Below are 24,482 nucleotides of genomic sequence, written 5' to 3' on the forward strand. Positions count from 1 at the left end.
AGTGAAGCTTTATGAGATTATCTGATTATAATACACCGCTGTCGGGTATGTTAGCGGCTCAAATGGGGTTACAAACAACGAAACAAAACTTGTCTAACATTCATACACCGGGTTATGTACGTCAAATGGTGAATTACGGATCTGTTGGAGCAAGCAATGGTCATACGCCAGAACAGAGAATTGGTTACGGTGTACAAACGTTAGGTGTCGATCGTATTACTGATGAAGTGAAGACGAAACAGTTTAATGATCAATTATCGCAACTCTCTTACTATAACTACATGAATTCAACGTTATCACGAGTAGAATCTATGGTTGGGACGACAGGAAAGAATTCGTTATCTAGTTTAATGGACGGCTTCTTTAATGCTTTTCGTGAAGTGGCAAAAAATCCAGAACAACCAAATTACTACGATACATTAATTTCTGAAACTGGGAAGTTCACAAGCCAAGTAAATCGTCTTGCGAAAAATTTAGATACAGTGGAAGCACAGACGACAGAAGATATTGAAGCACATGTTAATGAATTTAATCGTCTTGCTGCTAGTTTAGCAGAAGCGAATAAAAAAATTGGACAAGCAGGCACACAAGTACCGAATCAACTGTTAGACGAACGAGATCGCATCGTTACAGAGATGTCTAAGTATGCCAATATAGAAGTATCTTATGAATCTATGAATCCTAATATTGCAAGCGTTAGAATGAATGGTGTTTTAACAGTAAATGGACAAGATACATATCCACTTCAATTAAATAAAGAAAAAGACCCAATGTCAGTTGAGATTTACGGTTCAGAAATCTCTGTAAATAGCGGAGCAATAAAATCAGCGATTGATACGAAAGCGAAGATTGTTGAATATAAAAAAAACCTTGAAGGTTTAATGAGTTCAGTGAAAAATCAAGTGAATACAGTGATGGGAAAAGATTTCTTCGTTGGCGATTATGCGAAAGATATGAAATTAAATCCAGAGTTTGCAAAAGACATTTCGAAAATGAAAATATCTGCTGAAACAGCAAATAAACTAGCAGCAATTACAGATGGCGATTATAAAGAAGGCCTTTCTAATAAACAAGCATTAGACCAATTCATAGTAGGTGTAGCTTCTGATAAAAGTGCAGTGAATGCTTATCAAAAAATTCATGGAGACTTATTAGAAGGTATTCAGCAAGAGAAGATGAGCGTCGAAGGGGTAAATATGGAAGAGGAAATGGTAAATTTAATGGCCTTCCAAAAATATTTCGTGGCGAACTCTAAAGCGATTACTACGATGAATGAAGTGTTTGATAGTCTATTTTCGATTATTAGATAATGTGAATTAGAAAAGAAATCCCCTCTTTTTTATGGTTAGAAAGAGGACCTACGGATGGTAGAGGCGTTCAATGCCTATCATTGGCCCAATCGATGTGAGACTAGAAATATAAAATAGTTGTAGGTTAAGTGAGTTAAGAGGATAGCGATAGGAAGCTGTGGATTCTTCTTAACGCCAATTCAAATATAGATAAAGGAGAAGAGAGAGATGAGAGTATCTACATTTCAAAATGCAAGCTGGGCAAAGAATCAGTTAATGGATTTGAACGTGCAACAGCAATATCACCGAAATCAAGTAACTTCGGGGAAGAAAAACCTTCTTATGAGTGAAGACCCACTTGCAGCAAGTAAATCATTTGCAATTCAACATTCATTGGCAAATATGGAACAAATGCAAAAAGATTTAGCCGATTCGAAAAATGTATTAACACAAACTGAGAATACTTTACAAGGTATTTTTAAATCTTTAACGAGAGCAGATCAATTAACGGTGCAGGCATTAAATGAGCCAAATGGTGAAAAAGAATTGAAAGCCATCGGTGCAGAGATTGATCAAATTTTAAAACAAGTTGTATATTTAGCGAATACGAAAGAGCAAGGTCGTTATATTTTCGGTGGTGATAGTGCGGAGAAGCAACCATTTACAGAAGATGGTACATACCAAGGTGGAAAAAATGATGTAAATTGGCAATTAAATGACGGTTATGAATTAAAAGCGTTTCGTAACGGAGAAGCATTATTATCTCCGGTTATAAAAACGTTAAAACAGATGAGCGAAGCGATGCAAAAAGGTGACCAAAAAGCGTTACAACCGTTATTAGGAGAAAATAAGAAAAACTTAGATGGCATCATTAACCGTACAACTGAAGTTGGTTCAACAATGAACACAATGGAAACATTTAAAACAATTTTAAGCGAGCAAAATTTAGCGCTTCAAGAAAATCGTAAAGAAATTGAGGATGTCGATTTAGCGGTAGCAATTTCTGACTTAGCGTATATAAATGCAACGTATGAAGCGACGCTTAAAGCAGTTAGTACGATGAGTAAAACGAGTATTTTAGACTACATGTAACTTATAAGGAGTGAGAAAAATGGCAGGAACAACGATGACAGGTATTGGTGGTAGACAACAAATTTGGAACCTCGGAAATAATATGATCGATACGTCAAACTTCGTCGAATTAGAAATGAATGCGTTAGATATGAGGAAAACACCATATACGAAAGAAAAGAATGACCTTACAAATGATAAATTATTATATACAAGCTTAAAATCAGAATTTAGTTCTTTCACACAAACCTTTAAAAACTTAGCGGCTTTTAAAGGGAATGAGAAAAAAGTAACGACAACGCAAGATGGTTATATAAATGTAAAAGCTGATGGTGGTGCGATTGCAGGAACTTTTAATATGACAATTACACAGCTAGCGCAGCGTCATCAAATAGCCTCTAATGAAATTAAAATAGATGATAAGCTTCCTAGAAGTGAAACATTACAGCTAGGTGGTAAGGAACTAAAAGTAACAACTGATATGACATATAAAGATTTAATTAATAAGATTAATGATGGAGATTATGGCGTATCAGCTTATACACTTGGAAATAAAATTTTCATGACCTCGAAAAAAGAAGGAACAGATGGAGTAATTAATTTTAAGGGGAACACATCTACACTATTTCAAGATATTGGTTTAGCTAATGCGGATGGCGTAGCGCTTAATATGATCAATGAAGCGCAAAATGCTATGTATACTATTAATGGTATTAAAGGGGAAGGTTCTACTAATACAATTGAAGCTCTTCCAGGTGTGAAGATTGAATTATTAAAGGTAACTGAGCCAAAAGTAGAAGGAACACCAGATGCGGGTACAACAACAGATCCAAAAGCAGATCCAAAAACAAAAGGTATAGACCTAAAATTCACAGTAAATGATTCAAACGTAACAGATGCATCGAATGTTATTAAGAAGATGGTTGCGGATTATAATAAAGCTGTTAATACGGTAGATATCTTTGCTGGAAAAGGTGGGGCTTTCCAAGGTCAAGCCATTATGCAAAGTGTACGTCAAGCGATGAACAATGTCGTAACATTTTCTCAAGATGGTAATTATTTATTCACATTTGGTATTCAATTAAAGCAAGATGGAACGATGGAAGTTAATGATGAAAAATTAACACAAGCATTAAAAGAAAAACCCGATGCAGCGAAGCAATTTTTCTTTAGTTCTAACGGTTTAGGGAAAATGATGGAAGAGCCGCTTGATAAACTATTTGGTGATAAAGGTGTAGTCGGTGAGAGAGTAAAAAATATTGACTCACGTGTAAGTGATTTAGATAAAAAGATTAAAGATATTGAGACGCAAAACTTGCAAAAGCAAGATGAAATTGTGAAGAAGTATCAAAAATTAGAAAGTACATTAGCGGCGCTTGATAGCCAGCTAAAAACAATTAAAGCAATGACAAAACAAAAAAGTGATGATTAATGAAAGTTGAGGAAGTGATCGTATGCAAGCATGGCAACGTTATATGCAAAATGATATTATGACGAGTAATCCGATTAAAAATACAATTTTTATTTATGAAAGATGTATTGTAGAGTTTCGTAATTTAGAAGAGCTTTTAAACACTTTTAAACTACAAGAAGGAGATGCGCTTCTTGAAAAGTTAGAACGTATTTTTGAAGAATTGAAGCTTCAATTAAACCCTGAAATTACGAAAGACTTATACGATAGTCTTTATGGTTTATACGATTGGATTAGCATTCAAATTCAAACGATGAAAGTAACGCGTGAAGCAAAAGATATGGATGCGATTGTGAAAGTGTTACAAGATTTAATAGACGGTTACCGCGGAGCACTTGAAAATGAACAATGATATTTATCGGACGTTTGTCGGCTGTTTTAATGAAATCGGTGAATTGCAAGTGTCAGATGGAGAGTTTGCTGAGAAGAGTGAGATGTTAAATCGCTGGATGATGACATTGGATGAAGAAACGCGTGCGCAAGTTGCAGCAGAAGTAAGTCCATTCATTATTAAGGCAGCGCAGCATATTCGAGATAAGCAAAAGATTTTGGAAGAAATGATTATGACAAATGATGGGCGAATGAAAGCTAATTCATTTTACGGTAAATATTAATAATATAGTTTGGAAACGGATTTCCCCTTTTTAAAGGGGGTCCATTCCGTTGTTTAAGTAAATAGTTCCGCTGATTGAGGTTTCATTTTATGACTGTAATGAAAAAATAGTAGTAATCTAAATAATATAAAAATGGACTTTAATGTGTAGTGCATGTATGGAAATAGTTCACGGATTACTGTCTGTATACAGTTTTTTGTATTCTTTTTTTATATTTTTGTATTTTTCTAAAGACAACAATGGAAAAATGGAATAAAATATGTAAGGGTACATAATAGTTAATATTTTAATAAATACATATAGTAAAATAAATAATGAAGTGAAACTTCCATCAGTGGATCATTAAGGAAGAAAAGGAAGGGTGTGGAATATGCCAGATTTAGTGAGTGATGTAAGCCATTATATGAATTATTTAGTGACGAAACGAAATACTGTTTCTAGTAATATTGCAAATGCGAATACACCTGGCTATAAAGCACAAGATGTAACATTTGCTGAGCAGATGAGTAAGAGTAGTGCGTTATATAAGAACAATGCGGCTGATTTAAAGAGCAATCCAGATTTATATCAAACGAATGAAATGCACTTACCGACAGTAAATATGAAAAATACATATGCAAAGATTCAAACGAAATCAATGCAAAAGAATCAAGATGGAAATAGTGTGGATGTAACGACAGAAATGCTAGATTTAATGAAAGCAAATCAGTTATACGGTATTTCAATTAATGCAATTAATACACAATACGCAATTAACCAAGCGGCACGTGGACGTTAAAGGTAGAAGGAGAGACAACGATGTTTCAGGCAATGAATGCAAGTGGCTCAGGACTAACGACAGCGAGAAAGTGGATGGAAGTTACTTCAAACAATATTGTAAATGCGAATACGACAGCAGCTCCGGGGGCAGATTTATATGAGCGTCGTAGTGTGGTGTTAGAATCAAATAATAGTTTTGCAAGTATGTTAGACGGGGCTCCTACTAACGGAGTGAAAATAAAAAGTATTGAAGCAGACAAAACGGAAAACTTAGTGTATGATCCGACGCATCCGCACGCAAATGAAGAAGGATATGTACGTTATCCAAATATTGATGTAACTGCTGAAATGACGAATGTTATGGTTGCTCAAAAAATGTATGAAGCAAATACGAGTGTATTAAATGCGAACAAAAAAATGCTCGATAAAGATTTAGAAATTGGACGAGGATAAGGGGGAAGATAGGGATATGAAAATTCAACCAATGTTACATACACAGCCATTTGGAGCAATTCAGTCAATTGGTGCACCGAAAACTTCGGAAACTTCTGTAGCTTCGGGAAAAAAGTTTATTGATTTATTGGAAGATATGAATCAAACGCAAAATAATGCGCAAACAGCAGTATATGATTTATTAACAAAAGGGGTAGGAGAAACACATGACGTTTTAATTCAGCAAAAAAAAGCTGAATCTCAAATGAAAACGGCTGCTCTCGTACGTGATAATCTTATTGAAAATTATAAGTCACTAATTAATATGCAAATTTAGGAAAGTGGACGGGTGTGTTTAAATGGAAAAGATAAAAAATGTTATCCAATCGTTAAAAACGTGGCATAAGTTAGTAATCGGTGCTGCGCTTTTAGCGGTTGTAACAGGAGCACTTTTATACTTCACCTTGCCAGATAAATATGTTGTTGTATATCAAAATTTAAATGATGCAGATAAACAAGAGATTACAGCAGAATTATCGAAGTTAGGTGTCGATTACCAATTAGCGGCCGATGGTTCAATTCGTGTGCAAAAGAATGATGCTCCATGGGTTCGAAAAGAAATGAATGGAATGGGCTTACCGTTTAATTCTAAGAGCGGCGAGGAAATATTATTAGAAAGCTCGCTCGGGTCAAGTGAGCAAGATAAAAAAATGAAGCAAATTGTCGGTACGAAAAAACAATTGGAGCAAGATATTGTACGAAATTTTGCGACGGTTGAAACGGCAAATGTTCAAATTACATTACCTGAAAAAGAAACAATTTTTGATGAAGAAAAAGCAAAAGGAACAGCGGCGATTACTGTTGGTGTGAAGCGTGGACAATTATTAACAGCTGATCAAGTTGCTGGTATACAGCAAATGATTAGTGCGGCAGTTCCTGGCGTGAAAGCAGAAGAAGTAAGTGTTATTGATAGTAAAAAAGGTATCATCTCAAAAGGAGCAGATGAAGCGCATTCTAACAGTTCCTCTTCTTATGAAAAAGAAGTAGAGATGCAGCATCAAATTGAAGGTAAGTTAAAGCAAGATATTGACGCAACGTTAATGACGATGTTTAAGTCAAATGAATATAAAGTGAATACGAAAGTGTCTGTAAACTACGATGAGGTTACACGTCAGTCAGAAAAATATGGCGATAAAGGTGTACTTCGTAGTAAACAAGAGCAAGAGGAAAGCTCTACTGCACAAGAAGGAGCAGATACGAAGCAAGGTGCTGGTATTACAGCGAACGGTGACGTACCAAACTACGGTACGAACAATAATCAAAACGGTAAAGTTGTCTATGATAATAAAAATGGTAACAAAATTGAAAACTATGAAATAGATAAAACAGTTGAAACAATTAAGAAACATCCAGAATTAACGAAAACCAATGTTGTTGTATGGGTAGATAATGATACGTTAGTAAAACGAAAAATTGATATGACTACTTTCAAAGAAGCGATAGGCACAGCAGCTGGGCTTCAAGTTGATCCGAATGGAAACTTTACAAACGGTCAAGTTAACGTTGTAACTGTTCAGTTCGACCAGCCGAAAGTTGAAAAAGAGAAAGAGCCAGAAAAAAGTGGTATGAACTGGTGGTTATTCGGTGGAATTACAGCTGGCTTGTTAGCACTAATTGGTCTAGTATGGTTCTTCTTAGCAAGACGTAAGAAAAAGAGAGAAGAAGAGGAATATGAAGAATACTTAGCCGAAGAGGAAATTGCCGCAAGTAACGAAAGTATTCTGGAAATTCCTGAAGAAAAAATAGTGCCAGAGCCAACACCGGAACCAGAAGGACCGAAAGAACCAACGTTAGATGATCAAGTGCAGGAAGCTACGAAAGAACATGTAGAAGGTACTGCAAAAGTAATTAAAAAATGGTTAAACGGACAGTAAGGGAGGAACAACGATGTTAGATGAAATCTCCTCCAAAGAAAAAGCTGCCATCCTCATTCGTACATTAGACGAAGGGGTGGCAGCAAAAGTCATTGAATATATGACAGCTGAGGAAAAAGAAGTATTACTTCGTGAAATTGCGAAGTTTCGTGTATATAAACCAGAAACGTTAGAAAATGTGCTAGGGGAGTTCTTATATGAATTAAATGTAAAAGAATTAAACTTAGTCACTCCAGATAAAGAGTACATTCGTCGCATATTTAAAAACATGCCCGAAGATGAGTTGGAAAAATTATTGGAAGATCTTTGGTATAACAAAGATAATCCGTTTGAGTTCTTAAATTCACTTACAGATTTAGAACCACTTCTTACAGTGCTCAATGATGAATCACCACAGACGATTGCGATAATTGCTTCTTACATTAAACCGCAACTTGCTTCTCAATTAATTGAGAGATTGCCAGATCATAAACGAGTAGAGACGGTAATGGGTATTGCAAAACTAGAACAAGTTGATGGTGAATTAATTAATCAAATTGGTGAGTTGTTAAAAGCGAAATTAAATAATATGGCATTTAGTGCAATTAATAAAACTGATGGCTTGAAAACGATCGTGAACATTTTAAATAATGTTTCACGAGGTGTTGAAAAAACAGTCTTTCAAAAGCTGGATGAAGTCGATTATGAGTTATCTGAGAAAATTAAAGAAAATATGTTTGTCTTTGAAGATTTACTTGGTCTTGAAGATCTTGCGCTTCGCCGTGTATTGGAAGAAATTTCAGATAACGGTGTTCTTGCGAAAGCACTTAAAATTGCAAAAGAAGAAATTAAAGAGAAATTATTTACATGTATGTCTTCAAACCGTAAAGAGATGATTCTAGAAGAATTAGATGGCTTAGGACCGCTTAAGATGACGGATGCTGAAAAAGCGCAGCAAACGATTACAGGTACAGTTAAAAAGCTAGAAAAAGAAGGAAGAATTATCGTTCAAAGAGGTGAAGGGGATGTCCTTATTTAAAAACAGAATTCCGAAGAATTCTGTTTCTTTTTCTGAAGAAACGTATGAATTACAATTTCCAAAACCAGCTTCAGTCCAAATAGAAGAGGAAGAATTACAAGCTGATCATGCAGAGCTTCGCGCCCAGCAAGAATCATTACATATGGAAATGAATCAGTTAAGACAAGGGCAGCAAATGCTAGAACGAGAGCGTCAGCAGCTAGTACAAGATAAAGAACAATTTCAAATGCATATTCATGAACAAATGGAACAGATGGAAGCAGCACGTATGCAGTTTCAAAAAGAACAACAGGAAACAGCATACGAATGGACAGAGTTATTGTGGGATCAATCTTTTCATCTAGCAGAAAAAATCGTAAACCAAGCGGTAGATTCGCGATTACTTGATGTGTTACCAATTTTAACTGGCATCGTTCAAACGTTGCCTACTTCATTTGAAAAATTAATAATAACAGTACATCCAGAAACGTTTGAACGTATTCAAGAAGAGAAGGAAAATACGAAAGAGTATTGGTTACTACAATTAGTAGAATGGAAATATGATTTCTCCCTGCAGTTCGGTGAATTTGTTTTGGAGGAAGAGAAAGAGTTTTTTGAATTTAAATTTGCACCTATATTTGCGAAACTTCGTCAGAAATGGGAAGAAGAGAAGTTGTTTGAGGAGCAAAATGTATGAACAACAAGCTCATAAATGAACAAAATAAGTGGAATACGTTTATCGACACACCGTTTTATACGAAAATCGGTAAAGTTCATAGTGTACAAGAACAGTTTTTCGTAGCGAAAGGACCGAAAGCGAAAATTGGAGATGTTTGTTTCGTTGGAGAACATAATGTTTTATGTGAAGTAATTGCGATTGAAAAAGAGAATAATATGTTACTCCCATTTGGACAGACAGAAAAAGTATGTTACGGGGATTCAGTTACATTAATTGCAGAAGATGTTGTCGTACCTCGTGGTGATCATTTACTTGGAAAAGTGTTAAGTGCGAATGGTGAAGTGTTAAATGAGGACGCTGAAAACATTCCACTACAGAAAATAAAATTAGATGCCCCCCCTATTCATGCATTTGAGCGTGAAGAGATTACTGATGTATTTGAAACGGGAATAAAATCAATTGATTCTATGTTAACAATTGGTATTGGTCAAAAGATTGGTATTTTCGCTGGATCAGGTGTTGGTAAATCTACTTTACTTGGAATGATTGCAAAAAATGCAAAAGCTGATATTAACGTTATTAGTTTAGTAGGAGAACGTGGCCGAGAAGTAAAAGACTTTATTCGAAAAGAATTAGGCGAGGAAGGTATGAGGAAAAGCGTTGTTGTTGTAGCGACGTCAGATGAAAGCCATCTGATGCAACTTCGCGCGGCAAAGCTTGCAACATCTATTGCTGAATACTTCCGTGATCAAGGCAACAACGTACTACTTATGATGGATTCTGTCACTCGTTTTGCTGATGCGCGTAGAAGTGTTGATATTGCAGTGAAAGAGTTACCGATTGGTGGTAAAACACTGTTAATGGAAAGTTATATGAAGAAGCTGTTAGAGCGATCTGGTAAAACAAAAAAAGGATCTATAACAGGGATTTATACCGTACTCGTTGATGGAGACGATTTAAACGGTCCTGTACCAGATTTAGCACGTGGTATTTTAGATGGGCATATTGTATTAAAGCGTGAGCTTGCTACGCTTAGTCATTATCCTGCCATTTCAGTGTTAGATTCAGTAAGTAGGATTATGGAAGAAATTGTGTCGCCTAACCATTGGCAACTTGCAAATGAAATGAGAAAAATCTTATCTATTTATAAAGAAAATGAATTGTACTTTAAATTAGGGACGATTCAAGAAAATGAAGAAAATGCTTATATTTTTGAATGTAAAAATAAAGTAGAAGATATAAATATGTTTTTAAAGCAAGGTCGATCGGATAGTTTCCAATTTGATGATATCGTTCAAGCGATACACCATATAGTATAAGGCCTCGTACGCGGAGGCCTTATTTTTTTGTTTTTTAATATTTCACAGATTTTTTTGGAAAAAAACTATATAATAGAAAAAGAGAGCGTTATAATAGGAAGGGGCTATGAAAACAGGTGGATAAACAGCAGTACGACACGATAAAATTGCAAATAAATCAAGAAAAAGAACATATTTTAAAAGAAGTGTATGAATTAACAGCTGAAAAAAGAAAAATAGAACAAAAAAAAGAATATGATTTATACGTTGTGAAATCACGTAGCAAAGTCGTACAAACTGGTCAACGTATTATGGCTGGCATGCTTTCTTCACATACGTTTTCACCTGAAAGAATAGAAGAATGGAATCGAAAAATTAAAAAAACAGAAGGTTTTATTCAAAAAAATGAAAGCCTTTTAGAACAAGTAAAAGAAAAAGAACGTGTCATTGATGAAATGTATCAAGAAGATTGCAAGAAGCTTGCAAAAGTGCAAGAAAAGCTAGAAGAAAAAATGCTTCTTGATTTAAAAATGTGTATGAATGGATGAGGTGAATGTAGTGATACAGTCCGTATTACCGGTGCAACAAAGTTTACCTCCGCAAAAAGAAAAAGGGCTAGAAATACAATCGAAAAATGAAAATTCTTCATTCGATCGTACGTTGAGAATGGAAAATAAAAAGCAGCCGAAAACGGAGAAAACGAAACGAGAAGAAGCACCAAAAGAAGAGAAAAAAGAATATAACCTTTCTAAACCATCGGTAACGAAAGAAGAACCAATTGTAAAGAAAGAAGAAAAAAAAGAGACAGAACAGTTGTTATTAGCTGTATCTGAGCAAATGGTTGCAATTGAGCAATTACGTGTGCAGCCAGAATTGTTATATCAATACATACAAAAAATACAAGAGCTGTATAAAGAATATGGAAATATAAAACTTAACGAATTACCCGCAGGTGAATTACAACAATTACAAGAGCTCCTTTCAAATATGAATATTAAAAATGCTATATGTTTAGAAGATACAATACAAATGGTGTTAGACAAAGTGAAGATGCCAGAGCAAATGATGCAGGCTTTGAAAGTTGTAGAGACAGAAACTTGTAATATTGCAAAGAAACAAGAAGAGTCTAAAGATGTAGATCTTATGAAATCAGAGAGCGATGTTGTGAAGGTAGAGTTGCCAGAAGTCGATTCGTTAAGCGATTCGAGTTCAACGGGTGCGGAGTTATTAAATAAAGCGACGAGTACTGATCAAATCGGAAAATCAAATAGTGGCGCTGAGAAGGTTACATTACCTGACTTAGGAAAGAAAATGGAAGCGCAAGTAGAAGCATTGCAAAAATTTGTAGTGAAACAAGAACGTGTTTTATTCCAGCTAAATCCAGAAAAATTTGGTACGTTAACTGTATTTATGAAAAAGCATGGCGATCAAATTGATGTGCATGTAGAAATGGAAAAACACGATGCAAAAAAACGTGTTGAAATCATTTTTGATGAATTGAGGCTAAAGTTAAAAGAAAAAGAAATTAATATTCAAATTAGCTATTCTGATAAAGATGAAAACCGTAAAGAACAGCGAGAACAAGAACAAAGACAAAAGCAAAAATTGGCAAGTACGCCACATGAGAAACAACAATCAAAAGAATTTGCGGGATTATTGGAGGAATAAAGCGTGCCAACAGTTGGGTTAAATACAACGAGTACAAATCATATTCCGTTACAAGCAGGAGCGCAAGCAAAAAACGCATCTGTTAATGGTGTACAATCGCCAGTTCAACAAACAAACGGAGTTTCAGCAGGAGCGCAAAAGACTCCTGGAGTAATGGGGAAAGATGATTTCCTAAAATTGTTTTTATCAAGTTTCCAACATCAAGATCCATTTAATGCAATGGATATGAATCAAATGATGAACCAGACAGCGCAGTTATCTCTTATGGAACAAGTGCAAAATATGACAAAAGCAGTTGACTCTTTAAGAACGACGATGTATTCGACAGCGCTTGATGGCGGCATGAAGTTTTTAGGGAAGTACGTAAGAGGTGTTGACGGCGACGGAAACAAAGTAACTGGTCAAGTAGAGACGGTTCGCCTTGCAGAGAATAATGATGTACAGCTCATTATTAATAATAAAGTCGTATCTCTTCGTTTCGTTGAGAGAGTGTCTGATAAACCGATTGGAGAAACGAATCCAGAGGATGTCAAGAAAGATGATCAAAAAACAACTGAAGAAGTAAAAACTACAAATTCATGAGGAGTGTCCATACGTTATGATTAAAGCGTTATATACAAGTATTACAGGAATGAATGCAACACAAAATGCATTAAGTGTAACTTCAAATAATATTGCTAATGCACAAACAGTTGGTTATAAAAAACAAAAAGCAATGTTTGATGATTTACTATATAACAATTCGATTGGTGCAAAAGGTGACGGTAAATACGCAGGAACGAATCCGAAAAGTATTGGTAACGGTGTGAAAATGAGTGGTACGGTTACGGATTATAGTGATGGTACAATTACGTTAACTGGTGGCAAAACACAAGCAGCAATGGAAGGTAATGGTTTCTTCGTTGTAGGTGATTCAAAAGGCGGAAATATGGAATTTACTCGTAAAGGTACGTTTGGGATATCTTCAGATTACTATATTACGAATACTGAAGGTCAATATGTATTTGCATATCCTGCAAATGAAGCAACTGGTGAAGTTGATTTATCTGGAATCCCAGGACCGTTGCAAATTCCAATGGGAACAGCAATTGGTGGTATTCGAACATCGAAAGGGACAATTAAAGGGAATATCCCAACTGGTGAAAAACAAATTACACAAGATTTACCTGTATATGATAATGCGGGGAATACATGGACAATGCGTGTAGAGTTTAAACAAACGAGCGAACATAATTATACATATAAAGTACAGATGCGTAATGACTCGAAAAAAGAAACAGAGTTTAAGGATGTTCAAGGTGCAGGTGGTAATATGACATTTGATGCTGTTGGAAATCCTAATCCGAAAGAGCAAAGAGCCAATATTCCATTTGATGGCGGCTCTATAAATTTAGACTTAAGTCATTTAACAAACCATCCAACAGATAAAACATTATCAGTAACAGACGTAGATGGTAGAGCAGCAGCGACGGTTAAAGATTGCTTCATTGCTGACGGTGGATATGTAATGGTAAAATATTCTGATGGAAGTATGAAATCTGCTGGTCAATTAGCTGTTGCGATGTTCCCGAACGAAGGCGGTCTAATGAAAACAGGTAATGGTAACTATACAGCGACGAATACAACAGGTATTTTAGCACTTGGAGCATCTGGTCAAAACGGTGCAGGTAAAGTACGTGGTGGCGCACAAGAAGGGGCCAATGTAGATTTATCTGTTGAGTTCGTTGACTTAATGCTGTATCAACGTGGATTCCAAGGAAATGCGAAAGTAATTAAAGTATCAGATGAAGTATTAAATGAAGTTGTAAACTTAATTCGATAATATATTATAAAGAAAACTTGTAATGTAGTAGAAAGGGTTTTTTATTCGTATGACAAGACAAGAGCGAGTTTTACAATTGCCTTTTTTCGAAAATAAACGTGAACTTGCCGAGCAAGTGTTAAAAATGGAACGAGAAGAGCATGTATATTTACCGGATCAATTTGAAATTAAGCAAGTGCCTCCGTATTCATTTGGTGAAAAGGATGCCATCATTGGCCGTATTCATGAGTTTTATTTCGTAAGTGTTGGTAGTGATGGAGTTTGGAAGTATCAACTGTTTAAGGACGAGATGAAGTGCCGTGAGTTTTTTGTTACGTTATCAGGGATAACGGATCAGCAAATTGCGTTTTGGTTCAATAATATCGAGTTGTTGAAAAACTCTTAAAAGTTCTTTTTTAGGGTTGGATAGTGAACCCAGCAATGTTTTGGAGCGGTTAGTTCCTAATAGAGTCTCGACTGGTGTGTAAGGACAGAGATATGGAGAGTTACTAATGTAGTTTAAGCAGTGGTAAGCGAAGTGTAGTTATAGTATGGGTGATATCTTTGGTCCTGTGAGGGGCTCGTAGATGTAAAAATAGAGCTATGTAAGGGTACTGTGATGGTTGGAGATAAGATAATTGTCTCATAGCAAACCAGTGCCTTTTGAATAGTTTGTGGGGATACATTTTTATAAAAGGAGAGGTGAGGAGGATGGCGCAGAATAAGTATCGCGTTACATTCATTTCGCCAAGTGAGGTTGAGCAGCGGACTGTAATGGCGGCGAATAGTTTGCCAGATCTAATTCGTAAAGTAGAGAGTATTATCGCAGATCCGAACGGTTATTTTGTGAATGATAAAAAAAATAATTGCTATTTTAAAGTGATTAAAGAAAATGTTACGTTTATTCAATACGAGCTACTATTTTCGGATAAGGAAATTCATATTGAAAAATTAAAACATATAGCGCCGGCTATATTAAAACAATTATTTAAAAAAATAAATGACCCAGAACTATATGCACTCGCGTTACTTGATGTTGATATAGCGACGAAACAATATGTACTCGAAGAAATGAATCAAGAATTAAGAATGAGAGTAGAAACGGAACTTTCAAAAAAATGGGAAGCAATGCCGACAGAAATTGTAGGAGCACAAGAAGTGTTATTAGAGGCACTTGCTTCACTTATACAAGATTAAGCGTAAATAAATTGTTCGACTATCTATATTTTTTATATAGGTAGTTGACTTTTTCGCTTTTATAAAGCTTAATAATTAAATATACGGAATTATTGGAAGGGGAGCGACACCTTTATGTCACAAGCACAAAGTATTTTATTAGAAAGTGGAACAAATGAATTAGAGATTGTCACATATACTGTTGGTGAAAATCTATTTAGTATCAATGTAATGAAAGTACGTGAAATCATTAATCCATTCCCTGTTACAACTGTGCCAGAATCTCATCATGCAGTTGAAGGTGTTGTTCAAGTACGTGGTGAAATTTTACCTGTTATTAACTTAGCAACGGCTCTTAATTTAAAATCAACAAAGCCACTTGATCAAACGAAATTCATCATCTCAGAATTAAACCAAATGAAAGTTATTTTCCGCGTTGATGAAGTACATCGTATTCAACGCATTTCATGGGAACAAATTGATGAACCAGCTTCCTTATCAATGGGACTAGAAGAAACGACATCTGGTATTGTAAAGCTAGATGGGAAAATCATTTTATTATTAGATTATGAAAAGATTGTATGTGAAATTAGCGGTACTGGTTATGATAATAAATCACTTTCAGGCTTAGAACAAAAAACAGATCGTGCTGAAAAAGTTATTTATATTGCAGAAGACTCAGCAATGCTTCGTCAAATACTAGAAGAAACACTATCATCAGCTGGATATACGAAAATGAACTTCTTCAGCAATGGTGCAGAAGCGTTAGCGCAAATTGAAAAATTAGCGAAAGAGCAAGGTGAAAAAATGTTTGAACACATTCACTTGCTAATTACTGATATTGAAATGCCAAAAATGGATGGACATCATTTAACGAAAGTGGTTAAGGATGGTGAAATAATGAATCGTTTACCGGTTATTATTTTCTCTTCATTAATTACAAATGAATTATTCCATAAAGGTGAAGCTGTAGGAGCGAATGCTCAAGTAAGTAAGCCAGATATTCAAGAGTTAATTGGCTTAGTTGATAAGTTAGTGTTGTAAAAGAGTTTTAAAAAGCGTTTTTTCGCTGGAATAAAACCTCTAGCGAAGTTTGGAAGCGGTCAGTGCCTAATAGAGCTCTGTATGATGTAAGACCAAAGATATGGAGTGGTTTCAAGTAAGCAGGAGAAGAGAGCTTTCGACTGAGGGTTGGAAACTCTCTTCTATTAGTGGGGACAAGGGAACTAGCCAGATATAGTAGTACTGGCTAGTTCCTTTTTAGTATTCTATACGCTGTACAGGTAGAAGGAGTATTTGTGGCTGTATGAATAGTCTCTATTTCGAGATTTTCAATTGGTTTAATTAATAAGTAGCGTTTGGTGTTTAAAAATATAAGAGAACGTATTTTGGTTTATATTAGTAATATTTCGTGGTAGCGCAAATTTTTTCGGTGAAAATATATTGAAAATACCATATAATATAATTATATGTAATTAATATGTATAATTGCATATTAATTAAAAAATACTCTTTCTTTTTTATACTTTCCATACGTTTTTGTATGTTAATTATTTGACAGACAATTTCGAAATGTTATAATATGGATATGTAAAAATTGCTATTTCTTAAAAGACATGGGAGTCAGATGAGAATTGTGAAAGGATGAGGGGGAGTGGCACAGATTATGTATCACCACACAGCAATCAATGTATTAAAACTTTTACAAAACATGTCAAATAATAAAATGAATGATATGAAATTAGAAACGGAATTTAAAAAAATAGAGAAACAATTCCGAGTGGAGTATGAAGAGTTAGTCGATTTATATAATAGAATGGTTTTATTCCAAATAGATATAGAAAAACATGGCGGTATGCGAGCTTATGAAAAATCAACAATTACATGGCTGAAGTCTGAGCTAGAGTTACTGTATGAAGTGTATCAATTTTGTCAACGTCACGGTTTAAACATTTTAAATATTTCAAAATACGTTAGTAAAAATGAACTAAATCTTTTTCCGAAAACAGAAAGTCAATTGCAAAATACGTATTATAAATTGAAAAAACGTGAAATACCGTTTGAAAATATTGAAAAACAAAAACCAGGACGAAAGCGAAAATATACACCCGTAAAAGAACAAATCGTTGAAATGAAAAAAGAAAACAAGCAAGAAGTAAGAAAAGAAGTTCAAAATACAGAGAATGAAAAAAGTCTTGTAACAGTTATATCTGGTATCGTTGATAATTTTGAAACAATTAGTCAATGTAGTGAAAGAAAAGAAGATGAACTCCATCAGTTTATGGAAGGCATTTATAAGCTTTCAAGCATGGCTGCTGGGCGTTCGGAAAATGAAAAGAACGTACGTGGTCTCGAAGGCGAATTACATGTATTACGAGCTGAAAATGAACGACTAAAGCGTGAAAAGGAAGAGCTTGTTCATGATATAAAAGAAATGACGCATCATTTAATTCATTTCATTACGAGTTCTGATATTGATCAAATTCGCACATTGCCTGTCTTCGTAAAAGAATGTAAACAAGATTTGCATAAATTAGGGTTATATAACGCACAAGACGGGAAAATGAAAATTATGGTTGATCGTAGTGGACAGGTTATGACTGTAACACAGTAATAAAATTTGGGTACAAAATAAAAGGGAGATACATAGTTTATATGTATTTCCCTTTTGTTTTGTGTGGAATCGTTTCAAAGAGGGAAGACAAATTTTTAAGATTGTAGTAATTTAGAAACCATTTGCGGAATTTGATTAGCCTGTGAAACCATACTGAGCGCAACTTCAGTTAACAATTTAAACTTTAAAAAATCGCTCATTTCCTGCGCCATATCCGCGTCTTCAATTCGAGAAGAAGCATCTGTTAGGGCCGTACTTTGACTATTTAAATTTTCAATATTAAACTGTAAACGATTCATCATAGCCCCAAGATCAGCACGATGAAGTGATACATTTTGCAAAGCCTCTTCAATTTTACGAATCGCCGCTCTTGCTTCTTGTTCTGTTGAAATCTTGATGTCATGTTGTGTAGGGGAAGGGGGGATATGGTTCGTCATATGTACTGTATGACCGATATCGTCTAACGTAATAGGACGGATTTGTCCATCAAATACAAATAAATCATTAAACTCAGTTGTCGCACCAATATAGCCAATTTGCTCTGTTAAAGATTGAAACTCTTTATTTAGTGAAGCACGATTTTTATTTGAATTTGTACCGTTCGCGGATTGAGCAGCTAAATCACGCATACGTTGTAAAATATTCGTCACAATTTGAAGGGCAGCTTCTGCCGTGCGAAGCATTGATATCGCATCCTCATTATTACGAATCGCCACATGCATACCACTTGCTCTCGCATGCATACGAGTCACAAGTGCAACATTCGCGGGATTATCAGAAGCGTTATTCAACTGCTTACCAGTGGCCAAGTGCTTCATCGCAACATTCATACGTTTCTCATTCTCATACAACGACTGCCTAGCATTCATACTCAAAACATTCGTACTAATACGCATAATAGACACTCCTTATAGATTGATATAGTCGGTATCTTTTAATCTAATAAACAGTTATGGAAGGATAGAGGGGCTTATGCTTATTTACTGTTTGTGTTTTAACATAAGAGGGGATCAAGATAAGCACTGACCGCTTCTAAGCATCGGGGATACTCTCTTCCACATAAAAAAGAAAGTTTTATAAATAATCTATCTATATAGAAAAAATAAACCTCTCCGCAAGCAGAGAGGTTTATTCAGGAAACTAACTCAAATGGCTTATTGTAATAATTTAGAAACCATTTGTGGCGTTTGGTTTGCTTGAGAAAGCATGCTGATACCAGCTTCGTTCAAGATTTTGAACTTAGTCATTTCAGACATTTCTTTCGCCATGTCAGCGTCTTCTACTTGAGAAGCAGCAGATGCCATGCTTGATGCTTGGCTCTTAAGGTTGTTTACATTAAAGTCTAGACGGTTTAATGTAGCACCTAGAGTCGCACGGTTAGAAGCAATAGCTTCTAATGCAGCATCGATTGCTTTAACTGCAGTAGATGCGTTGCCTGTTCCAGCAGTAGCACCACTAGTAGATTTACCTGCGATAGCAGCTGAGAATAGTGCGCCTACTGCACGAGCGTTCTCAATTGTTTTTCCAGATCCATCAACTTTGTTGTAGTTATCAATGGCAGCTGAAATTTTTTCAACGTCATCAGCGCTCATAGCATGTTTAATTGTGTTGAAATTAGTAGCAAATGTATCCATTTTTGTATCTGCATCTGTTGCATTAAGAGCTAAGTTAGATAAAGCGTCTGCAGCAGTTTTTGCTCCATTAACGTCAGTAGTTGCTACAGGTGCATTTTTTGCAACAGCTGCTTCGTAGATTTTTCCAATTTCTTTTGCGTTATCTAAAGTAGTACCAGAACCAGTTTCGAATTTTTCGATAGCAGCTGAAATCTTTTCAACATCAGAAGAATTCATGCTACCTTTTACTTTATCAAATTCTGTTTTAAATGCCTCTACAGAAGTAACTAATGAGCCTTTAGTGTCCCCTTTACCAGCAGAACCATCTAGTGCCACTAACTTGCCAGCTTCAGTACCTGCTTTAGTAATATCAGCAGCAACTGCACCTGTCAGTGCTGTGCCACTTCCAGCAGTAGAACCAGCGTCAGCAATTGTTAAGTTAGCAATTTTTAAAGCAGTTGTAGAAGTATCTGCTAAGTTAATTTGAATTTGTTTAGATTTGTCAAATGAATCTAATGTTTGAATTGCGATAGATTTATTAGAACCATCTAAAAGTTTTTTATCATTGAATTCTGTATTTTTAGAGATGTAATCGATTTGTTCTTTTAATGCAGAGAACTCTTTGTCTAGTGCTGCTTGGTTTTTATCTGTATTTGTGCCGTTAGCTGATTGGTTAGCAAGGTCACGCATACGAAGTAAAATGTTAGATACTGAGTTCATTGCTGAATCAGTTGTACGAATTAAAGAAATACCATCTTGTGTGTTATTAGCTGCTACTCCTAATCCGCTTTCACGAGCACGCATACGAGTTGCGATTGCAAGACCTGCTGCATCGTCAGAAGCGTTGTTGATACGTTTACCGCTTGATAAACGGTCCATAGCGTTGCTCATTTTAGCTTGGTTTTGGCGCATGTACTCTTGTGTACGCATGCTATTAATGTTTGTATTAATTCTCATGTTAAGAACCCCCATTTTTTTATATTGACTTTTCTGCAAATTGAAAAACGGTAATATGCGAAAAAATCAATTTCGAGATTTATTGTAATCCTTGCTACAACGGGTGTCAACTAAAAATTCGAATTAATAAATATAAAAAAATAACAGTTTAACAATATATTCATTTTTTTATTACATAATTATTAAAAGGATTATTGCAAACTTTAAAAAAAAACTCTAATATTAGATTATCTTTGTTTACCGAAAAGGTGATATTATGGTAGTTGGAAATATAGTAAAAGAAGTGCTTGCCTATAAAAAAGGACAAATTCAGCAAAAGCTAAGTAGTCCACAAGCATTCGTTAGTAGTCGTTTTCAAGAGAAGTTGCAGAGTGAACCTGCGAAGGAGACGAAGGGTGCTACGCAGCCGGCAAACATAGAAGATATGAGTCAGCCGGTACAATCTACGAAAATAGAAACGGTTGTTACTAAACCGGAACAATCTATTCATAAAGTAGAGGAAGCGAGTAAGCCTGAAGAAAAGGCTGAAACGAAGAAAGCAGATGAAGTGCAAGTTGCGCAAAAAGAGTTTGAACGACGTTTCCCAGAAACGAAAAATGAGGCTGTTGATACGTGGGGATTAACGAAGAAGTATAATATTCAAAAAATACGTTCTTCCAATGAAGGGAAGTATGAGGATATTATTGATCGCGTTAGCCGTACATATGGAATTCCGAAAACGTTAATTCAAAAAATGATTGAAGTAGAGTCTAATTTTAATCCGAAAACGGTGTCACATGCAGGGGCGATGGGACTTATGCAACTTATGCCAGCGAATGTGAAGGAGATGGGTGTGAAGAATCCATTTTCACCAGCTGAAAGTATTGAAGGCGGCGTGAAAGAGTTAAGCGGTTATTTAAAGAAAAATAACGGTGATTTAGTATTGGCACTTGCTTCTTATAATGCGGGTCCTGGTAATGTGAGAAAGTACGGAGGCGTACCACCATTTAAAGAAACGCAAGAATATATTAAAAAAATATTAAATATCGACGTTTCAAAATAAGAAATTTCATATATAGAGAGAACATGAAATTTTCGTGAACATGATATGGGAGTTGGCTAGATTTGAAATTACAAGATGATATTCCGTTAACAATTTATTTTGAAATCGGAAATACGAAAAAGAAAATTGAAGATCTGCTTCATATTACGAAAGGTACATTGTATCGTCTTGAAAATTCAACGAAAAATACGGTGCGTCTTATGCTTGAGAATGAAGAGATTGGAACCGGAAAGATTTTGACGAAAAACGGGAAGATGTACGTTGAAATCGTTGAATTGAAAAGGTAGGGAAGGGGATTGTCATGAGTGGCGAAAAATTAAGCCAAGAGCAAATTGATGCCCTGCTGAAGGCGGTAAATGAAGGCGAGGAAATGCCAGCTTTTGCACAAGAAGCAGGGAAGCAAGAGAAATTTCAAGAGTATGATTTTAATAGACCAGAGAAGTTCGGTGTTGAGCATTTACGTAGTTTGCAAGCGATTGCTTCTACGTTTGGAAAACAGACGTCACAGACGTTGTCAGCTCGTATGCGTATTCCGATTGAGCTAGAGCCTTCAACAGTTGAGCAAGTTCCATTTACGAGTGAGTATGTGGAGAAAATGCCGAAAGATTATTATTTATATTGCGTAATTGATCTCGGTTTACCAGAGCTTGGAGAAATTGTTATTGAGATTGATTTAGCATTTGTTATTTATATTCATGAATGCTGGCTTGGCGGAGATAGTAAGCGTAACTTTACGATGCGCAGACCGCTAACGGCGTTTGAGTTTTTAACGCTTGATAATATATTCTTGCTTCTTTGTAAAAATTTAGAGCAATCATTTGAAAGTGTTGTTGCGATTGAACCGAAGTTTGTAACGACGGAAACAGATCCGAATGCATTAAAGATTACAACAGCGAGCGATATAATTTCATTACTGAACGTAAATATGAAAACAGATTTTTGGAATACGACGGTGCGTATCGGGATTCCGTTCTTATCTGTTGAAGAAATTATGGATAAGTTAACGTCTGAAAATATTGTCGAACATTCTTCAGATAAACGTAAAAAGTATACGTCTGAAGTGGAAGTGAAAGTAAATCAAGTGTACAAACCTGTTCACGTTGCAATTGGTGAGCAGAAAATGACAATGAGTGACATTGAACAAATTGAAGAAGGCGATATTATTCCACTTCATACGAAAGTTTCGGATGAATTACTCGGTTATGTAGATGGAAAGCATAAATTTAATTGTTTTATCGGGAAAGATGGAACGCGTAAAGCGCTCCTATTTAAAAGTTTTGTAGAGTAGGAGGATCCATATGAAGCATGAAGTATCTCCTGTGTCCTTAATGGGATTAGAAGAATTTGCAGGAAAACGAAATGAAGCGGGTAAAGCACATATTGATACTGTTTCAGATATTTCGATTGAACTTGGCGTAAAGCTTGGGAAGTCATCTATTACGCTCGGTGATGTGAAGCAGTTAAAAGTTGGCGATGTTCTTGAAGTAGAGAAAAACTTAGGACATAAAGTAGATGTGTATTTAAGCAATATGAAAGTCGGCATCGGTGAAGCGATCGTAATGGACGAGAAGTTCGGCATTATTATTTCTGAAATTGAAGCTGATAAGAAGCAAGCTGCGCTTATGAAGGCGCAAATTCAAATGCAAGATAAAGAGTAGAGGAGGAGTCATATGTCGTATATGACGACCTTATTTCAAGTCGTTTTACTGTTTGGTGCGCTCGGTTACGGTGCATATTATATGACGAAAAAGACGCGCAAACAGCAGTTTTTTAAGCAAGGTGAAAATGGACATATTCAAGTAAAAGACGGTGTATATTTAAACCATCAAACGAGTGCTTTTTTATTTGAAGTGGATGGCAAGCAAGTATTCACTGTTATTAGTAATAACGGTGTGCAGTCTGTGCAATTAACAGGAACAGGAAATCAGTTTCAACAAGCGCTAGAAGACGCGGTGAAGAGTGAAACGAAAAAAGTAGAGGATCCATCATGAGAATAAAGAAACAGTTATCATTATTAGCCGTTATTTTCGTATTTTCTATCGTTTTTTCAATTATTTTTGTAAATCCAGCGTATGCAGCCCCGAACGGTTTTATTAATTTCGAAAATGGAAAAGAGTTTACGAGTAATTCAAGTGTACAGTTATTTGCACTCGTTACCCTTCTATCATTATCTTCTTCTATCGTTCTTTTATTTACGCATTTTACTTATTTTATGATCGTTCTTGGAATAACTCGTCAAGGGCTTGGGGTAATGAACTTACCACCAAACCAAGTGCTTGTTGGACTTGCTTTGTTTTTATCACTATTTACGATGCAACCGGTGCTAGGTCAGTTAAAGAGTGATGTGTGGGATCCGATGACGAAAGAACAAATAACAGTAAGTCAAGCTGCGGAGACGACAGCTCCGATTATGAAAGATTATATGGCGAAACATACATATAAGCATGATTTAAAAATGATGCTGAAAGTACGCGGTGAAGAGTTGCCGAAAGATTTGAAAGATCTTTCATTATTTACGCTCGTACCATCCTTTACGTTAACGCAAATTCAAAAAGGATTATTAACGGGGATGTTCATTTATTTAGCGTTTGTATTTATAGATTTGATTATTAGTACACTTTTAATGTACCTCGGGATGATGATGGTACCGCCGATGATTTTAAGTTTACCTTTTAAAATACTCGTTTTCGTATATTTAGGTGGATATACAAAAATCGTCGATATAATGTTTAAAACGGTCGCCTGAAGCGTTTGATGCTATGTGATAGGAGCCATATAAATGAATACGTCACCAATTATAGATATTTTTCAAACCTTTTTTTATAAAGGGGTTATGATTTTAATGCCGGTTGCCGGTGTAAGTATGATTGTCGTTATTATCATCGCTGTCATTATGGCGATGATGCAAATTCAAGAGCAAACGTTGACGTTTTTACCGAAAATGGCGAGTATTGTACTCGTTATTATCATTTTAGGTCCGTGGATGTTTCAAGAGTTAACGACGCTTATTTTAGATTTATTTGATAAAATTCCATCGCTATTGCGTTCGTACTAAGATAGGTGAACT

At 35.5% G+C, this 24,482-nt stretch carries 29 protein-coding genes; 27 read left to right on the plus strand and 2 right to left on the minus strand.

Annotated elements, in window-relative coordinates:
• The first annotated feature begins 11 nt into the window (after nt 1-11).
• From flgK to JDS98_RS05080, 20 genes are all read left to right on the plus strand, one after another.
• Complete coding sequence (gene flgK / locus JDS98_RS04985; protein WP_199633610.1) at nt 12-1,310, plus strand: flagellar hook-associated protein FlgK; 1,299 nt, start codon at nt 12-14, stop codon at nt 1,308-1,310.
• Nucleotides 1,311-1,517: 207 nt separating this feature from the next.
• On the plus strand, nt 1,518-2,381 hold the full coding sequence (locus JDS98_RS04990) for a flagellar hook-associated protein 3 (protein WP_001266434.1): 864 nt from the start codon (nt 1,518-1,520) through the stop codon (nt 2,379-2,381).
• Between the two features lie 19 nt (nt 2,382-2,400).
• Nucleotides 2,401-3,792, plus strand: a complete 1,392-nt coding sequence (locus JDS98_RS04995) for a flagellar hook-associated protein 2 (RefSeq protein ID WP_000929297.1) — start codon at nt 2,401-2,403, stop codon at nt 3,790-3,792.
• A 22-nt stretch (nt 3,793-3,814) separates the two neighbouring features.
• Nucleotides 3,815-4,183: a flagellar export chaperone FliS gene (locus tag JDS98_RS05000; protein WP_001149525.1), complete on the plus strand. Its 369-nt coding sequence runs from the start codon at nt 3,815-3,817 to the stop codon at nt 4,181-4,183.
• Nucleotides 4,173-4,445, plus strand: a complete 273-nt coding sequence (locus tag JDS98_RS05005) for a hypothetical protein (protein WP_001058081.1) — start codon at nt 4,173-4,175, stop codon at nt 4,443-4,445. The genes JDS98_RS05000 and JDS98_RS05005 overlap by 11 nt, the downstream gene beginning before the upstream one ends.
• A 370-nt stretch (nt 4,446-4,815) precedes the next feature.
• Nucleotides 4,816-5,223 (plus strand): flagellar basal body rod protein FlgB, encoded by a 408-nt coding sequence (gene flgB, locus JDS98_RS05010; RefSeq protein WP_001113112.1) that lies wholly within the window; start codon nt 4,816-4,818, stop codon nt 5,221-5,223.
• Nucleotides 5,224-5,243: 20 nt separating this feature from the next.
• Nucleotides 5,244-5,657 (plus strand): flagellar basal body rod protein FlgC, encoded by a 414-nt coding sequence (gene flgC / locus JDS98_RS05015; protein WP_000484909.1) that lies wholly within the window; start codon nt 5,244-5,246, stop codon nt 5,655-5,657.
• Between the two features lie 16 nt (nt 5,658-5,673).
• Nucleotides 5,674-5,973, plus strand: a complete 300-nt coding sequence (fliE, locus tag JDS98_RS05020; protein WP_097957111.1) for a flagellar hook-basal body complex protein FliE — start codon at nt 5,674-5,676, stop codon at nt 5,971-5,973.
• A 22-nt stretch (nt 5,974-5,995) separates the two neighbouring features.
• On the plus strand, nt 5,996-7,570 hold the full coding sequence (locus tag JDS98_RS05025) for a flagellar M-ring protein FliF C-terminal domain-containing protein (RefSeq protein WP_000411360.1): 1,575 nt from the start codon (nt 5,996-5,998) through the stop codon (nt 7,568-7,570).
• 13 nt (nt 7,571-7,583) lie between these two features.
• Nucleotides 7,584-8,588, plus strand: coding sequence for a flagellar motor switch protein FliG (gene fliG, locus JDS98_RS05030; RefSeq protein WP_000883355.1), 1,005 nt, complete (start codon nt 7,584-7,586; stop codon nt 8,586-8,588).
• Nucleotides 8,575-9,264, plus strand: coding sequence for a FliH/SctL family protein (locus tag JDS98_RS05035; RefSeq protein WP_000051699.1), 690 nt, complete (start codon nt 8,575-8,577; stop codon nt 9,262-9,264). The genes fliG and JDS98_RS05035 overlap by 14 nt, the downstream gene beginning before the upstream one ends.
• The gene (gene fliI / locus JDS98_RS05040; RefSeq protein WP_098710910.1) at nt 9,261-10,565 is read left to right on the plus strand and encodes a flagellar protein export ATPase FliI; all 1,305 of its coding nucleotides are present in this window, start codon (nt 9,261-9,263) and stop codon (nt 10,563-10,565) included. The genes JDS98_RS05035 and fliI overlap by 4 nt, the downstream gene beginning before the upstream one ends.
• A gap of 116 nt (nt 10,566-10,681) precedes the next feature.
• Nucleotides 10,682-11,092 (plus strand): hypothetical protein, encoded by a 411-nt coding sequence (locus tag JDS98_RS05045; RefSeq protein ID WP_000360857.1) that lies wholly within the window; start codon nt 10,682-10,684, stop codon nt 11,090-11,092.
• Nucleotides 11,093-11,102: 10 nt separating this feature from the next.
• Nucleotides 11,103-12,212 carry a flagellar hook-length control protein FliK gene (locus JDS98_RS05050; RefSeq protein ID WP_199633611.1) on the plus strand — a complete coding sequence of 370 codons (1,110 nt, stop codon included), beginning with the start codon at nt 11,103-11,105 and terminating at the stop codon, nt 12,210-12,212.
• 3 nt (nt 12,213-12,215) lie between these two features.
• The gene (locus JDS98_RS05055) at nt 12,216-12,794 is read left to right on the plus strand and encodes a flagellar hook assembly protein FlgD (RefSeq protein WP_087950291.1); all 579 of its coding nucleotides are present in this window, start codon (nt 12,216-12,218) and stop codon (nt 12,792-12,794) included.
• A 16-nt stretch (nt 12,795-12,810) separates the two neighbouring features.
• Nucleotides 12,811-14,034, plus strand: coding sequence for a flagellar hook protein FlgE (locus JDS98_RS05060; RefSeq protein ID WP_000588325.1), 1,224 nt, complete (start codon nt 12,811-12,813; stop codon nt 14,032-14,034).
• 49 nt (nt 14,035-14,083) lie between these two features.
• Nucleotides 14,084-14,419 carry a DUF3964 family protein gene (locus tag JDS98_RS05065; RefSeq protein ID WP_097957116.1) on the plus strand — a complete coding sequence of 112 codons (336 nt, stop codon included), beginning with the start codon at nt 14,084-14,086 and terminating at the stop codon, nt 14,417-14,419.
• A 305-nt stretch (nt 14,420-14,724) separates the two neighbouring features.
• Nucleotides 14,725-15,210, plus strand: coding sequence for a LysR family transcriptional regulator (locus tag JDS98_RS05070; protein ID WP_097957117.1), 486 nt, complete (start codon nt 14,725-14,727; stop codon nt 15,208-15,210).
• Nucleotides 15,211-15,324: 114 nt separating this feature from the next.
• A complete protein-coding gene (locus JDS98_RS05075) occupies nt 15,325-16,233 on the plus strand; it encodes a chemotaxis protein (RefSeq protein WP_000075949.1) in 909 nt (302 codons plus the stop codon).
• A gap of 622 nt (nt 16,234-16,855) precedes the next feature.
• On the plus strand, nt 16,856-17,803 hold the full coding sequence (locus tag JDS98_RS05080; RefSeq protein WP_106080845.1) for a DNA-binding domain-containing protein: 948 nt from the start codon (nt 16,856-16,858) through the stop codon (nt 17,801-17,803).
• 95 nt (nt 17,804-17,898) lie between these two features.
• Here the strand turns inward: JDS98_RS05080 and JDS98_RS05085 are convergent, their stop codons facing one another.
• Both JDS98_RS05085 and JDS98_RS05090 read right to left on the minus strand, forming a co-directional pair.
• Nucleotides 17,899-18,699, minus strand: coding sequence for a flagellin N-terminal helical domain-containing protein (locus JDS98_RS05085; protein WP_097957118.1), 801 nt, complete (start codon nt 18,697-18,699; stop codon nt 17,899-17,901).
• A gap of 258 nt (nt 18,700-18,957) precedes the next feature.
• Nucleotides 18,958-20,373, minus strand: coding sequence for a flagellin N-terminal helical domain-containing protein (locus JDS98_RS05090; protein WP_001222345.1), 1,416 nt, complete (start codon nt 20,371-20,373; stop codon nt 18,958-18,960).
• A gap of 256 nt (nt 20,374-20,629) precedes the next feature.
• Between JDS98_RS05090 and JDS98_RS05095 the strand changes: the two genes are divergently transcribed.
• The 7 genes from JDS98_RS05095 (at nt 20,630) to JDS98_RS05125 (ending at nt 24,470) form a co-directional block, all read left to right on the plus strand.
• Nucleotides 20,630-21,415, plus strand: coding sequence for a lytic transglycosylase domain-containing protein (locus JDS98_RS05095; protein ID WP_199633612.1), 786 nt, complete (start codon nt 20,630-20,632; stop codon nt 21,413-21,415).
• 62 nt (nt 21,416-21,477) lie between these two features.
• Nucleotides 21,478-21,702, plus strand: a complete 225-nt coding sequence (locus JDS98_RS05100) for a flagellar motor switch protein FliN (protein ID WP_000775712.1) — start codon at nt 21,478-21,480, stop codon at nt 21,700-21,702.
• Nucleotides 21,703-21,716: 14 nt separating this feature from the next.
• Nucleotides 21,717-22,703, plus strand: a complete 987-nt coding sequence (gene fliM, locus JDS98_RS05105; protein WP_000012359.1) for a flagellar motor switch protein FliM — start codon at nt 21,717-21,719, stop codon at nt 22,701-22,703.
• A 10-nt stretch (nt 22,704-22,713) separates the two neighbouring features.
• Nucleotides 22,714-23,073: a flagellar motor switch protein FliN gene (fliN, locus tag JDS98_RS05110; protein WP_000680020.1), complete on the plus strand. Its 360-nt coding sequence runs from the start codon at nt 22,714-22,716 to the stop codon at nt 23,071-23,073.
• Nucleotides 23,074-23,085: 12 nt separating this feature from the next.
• Nucleotides 23,086-23,406, plus strand: coding sequence for a hypothetical protein (locus tag JDS98_RS05115; RefSeq protein ID WP_000121176.1), 321 nt, complete (start codon nt 23,086-23,088; stop codon nt 23,404-23,406).
• Complete coding sequence (locus JDS98_RS05120) at nt 23,403-24,161, plus strand: flagellar type III secretion system pore protein FliP (protein WP_001220583.1); 759 nt, start codon at nt 23,403-23,405, stop codon at nt 24,159-24,161. Before JDS98_RS05115 ends, JDS98_RS05120 begins: the two co-directional genes overlap by 4 nt.
• 33 nt (nt 24,162-24,194) lie before the next feature.
• Nucleotides 24,195-24,470 (plus strand): flagellar biosynthetic protein FliQ, encoded by a 276-nt coding sequence (locus tag JDS98_RS05125; RefSeq protein WP_001098085.1) that lies wholly within the window; start codon nt 24,195-24,197, stop codon nt 24,468-24,470.
• Nucleotides 24,471-24,482 lie beyond the last annotated feature (12 nt).

This window comes from Bacillus cereus group sp. N11, assembly GCF_016483605.1.
In the GTDB taxonomy this organism is placed as follows: Bacteria; Bacillota; Bacilli; order Bacillales; family Bacillaceae_G; genus Bacillus_A; species Bacillus_A toyonensis.

Bases quoted from the DNA above. Each gene is read 5' to 3' on its own strand.
- JDS98_RS04995 (WP_000929297.1), top strand. From the start codon at position 2,401: ATGGCAGGAACAACGATGACAGGTATTGGTGGTAGACAACAAATTTGG.
- flgK (WP_199633610.1), top strand. From the start codon at position 12: ATGAGATTATCTGATTATAATACACCGCTGTCGGGTATGTTAGCGGCT.
- JDS98_RS05120 (WP_001220583.1), top strand. From the start codon at position 23,403: ATGAGAATAAAGAAACAGTTATCATTATTAGCCGTTATTTTCGTATTT.
- JDS98_RS05065 (WP_097957116.1), top strand. From the start codon at position 14,084: ATGACAAGACAAGAGCGAGTTTTACAATTGCCTTTTTTCGAAAATAAA.
- JDS98_RS05125 (WP_001098085.1), top strand. From the start codon at position 24,195: ATGAATACGTCACCAATTATAGATATTTTTCAAACCTTTTTTTATAAA.
- flgC (WP_000484909.1), top strand. From the start codon at position 5,244: ATGTTTCAGGCAATGAATGCAAGTGGCTCAGGACTAACGACAGCGAGA.
- JDS98_RS05000 (WP_001149525.1), top strand. From the start codon at position 3,815: ATGCAAGCATGGCAACGTTATATGCAAAATGATATTATGACGAGTAAT.
- JDS98_RS05025 (WP_000411360.1), top strand. From the start codon at position 5,996: ATGGAAAAGATAAAAAATGTTATCCAATCGTTAAAAACGTGGCATAAG.
- JDS98_RS05035 (WP_000051699.1), top strand. From the start codon at position 8,575: ATGTCCTTATTTAAAAACAGAATTCCGAAGAATTCTGTTTCTTTTTCT.
- JDS98_RS05005 (WP_001058081.1), top strand. From the start codon at position 4,173: ATGAACAATGATATTTATCGGACGTTTGTCGGCTGTTTTAATGAAATC.
- fliM (WP_000012359.1), top strand. From the start codon at position 21,717: ATGAGTGGCGAAAAATTAAGCCAAGAGCAAATTGATGCCCTGCTGAAG.
- JDS98_RS05080 (WP_106080845.1), top strand. From the start codon at position 16,856: ATGTATCACCACACAGCAATCAATGTATTAAAACTTTTACAAAACATG.
- JDS98_RS04990 (WP_001266434.1), top strand. From the start codon at position 1,518: ATGAGAGTATCTACATTTCAAAATGCAAGCTGGGCAAAGAATCAGTTA.
- fliG (WP_000883355.1), top strand. From the start codon at position 7,584: ATGTTAGATGAAATCTCCTCCAAAGAAAAAGCTGCCATCCTCATTCGT.
- JDS98_RS05095 (WP_199633612.1), top strand. From the start codon at position 20,630: ATGGTAGTTGGAAATATAGTAAAAGAAGTGCTTGCCTATAAAAAAGGA.
- JDS98_RS05090 (WP_001222345.1), bottom strand. From the start codon at position 20,373: ATGAGAATTAATACAAACATTAATAGCATGCGTACACAAGAGTACATG.
- JDS98_RS05060 (WP_000588325.1), top strand. From the start codon at position 12,811: ATGATTAAAGCGTTATATACAAGTATTACAGGAATGAATGCAACACAA.
- fliE (WP_097957111.1), top strand. From the start codon at position 5,674: ATGAAAATTCAACCAATGTTACATACACAGCCATTTGGAGCAATTCAG.
- JDS98_RS05085 (WP_097957118.1), bottom strand. From the start codon at position 18,699: ATGCGTATTAGTACGAATGTTTTGAGTATGAATGCTAGGCAGTCGTTG.
- JDS98_RS05070 (WP_097957117.1), top strand. From the start codon at position 14,725: ATGGCGCAGAATAAGTATCGCGTTACATTCATTTCGCCAAGTGAGGTT.
- fliN (WP_000680020.1), top strand. From the start codon at position 22,714: ATGAAGCATGAAGTATCTCCTGTGTCCTTAATGGGATTAGAAGAATTT.
- fliI (WP_098710910.1), top strand. From the start codon at position 9,261: ATGAACAACAAGCTCATAAATGAACAAAATAAGTGGAATACGTTTATC.
- JDS98_RS05115 (WP_000121176.1), top strand. From the start codon at position 23,086: ATGTCGTATATGACGACCTTATTTCAAGTCGTTTTACTGTTTGGTGCG.
- JDS98_RS05075 (WP_000075949.1), top strand. From the start codon at position 15,325: ATGTCACAAGCACAAAGTATTTTATTAGAAAGTGGAACAAATGAATTA.
- flgB (WP_001113112.1), top strand. From the start codon at position 4,816: ATGCCAGATTTAGTGAGTGATGTAAGCCATTATATGAATTATTTAGTG.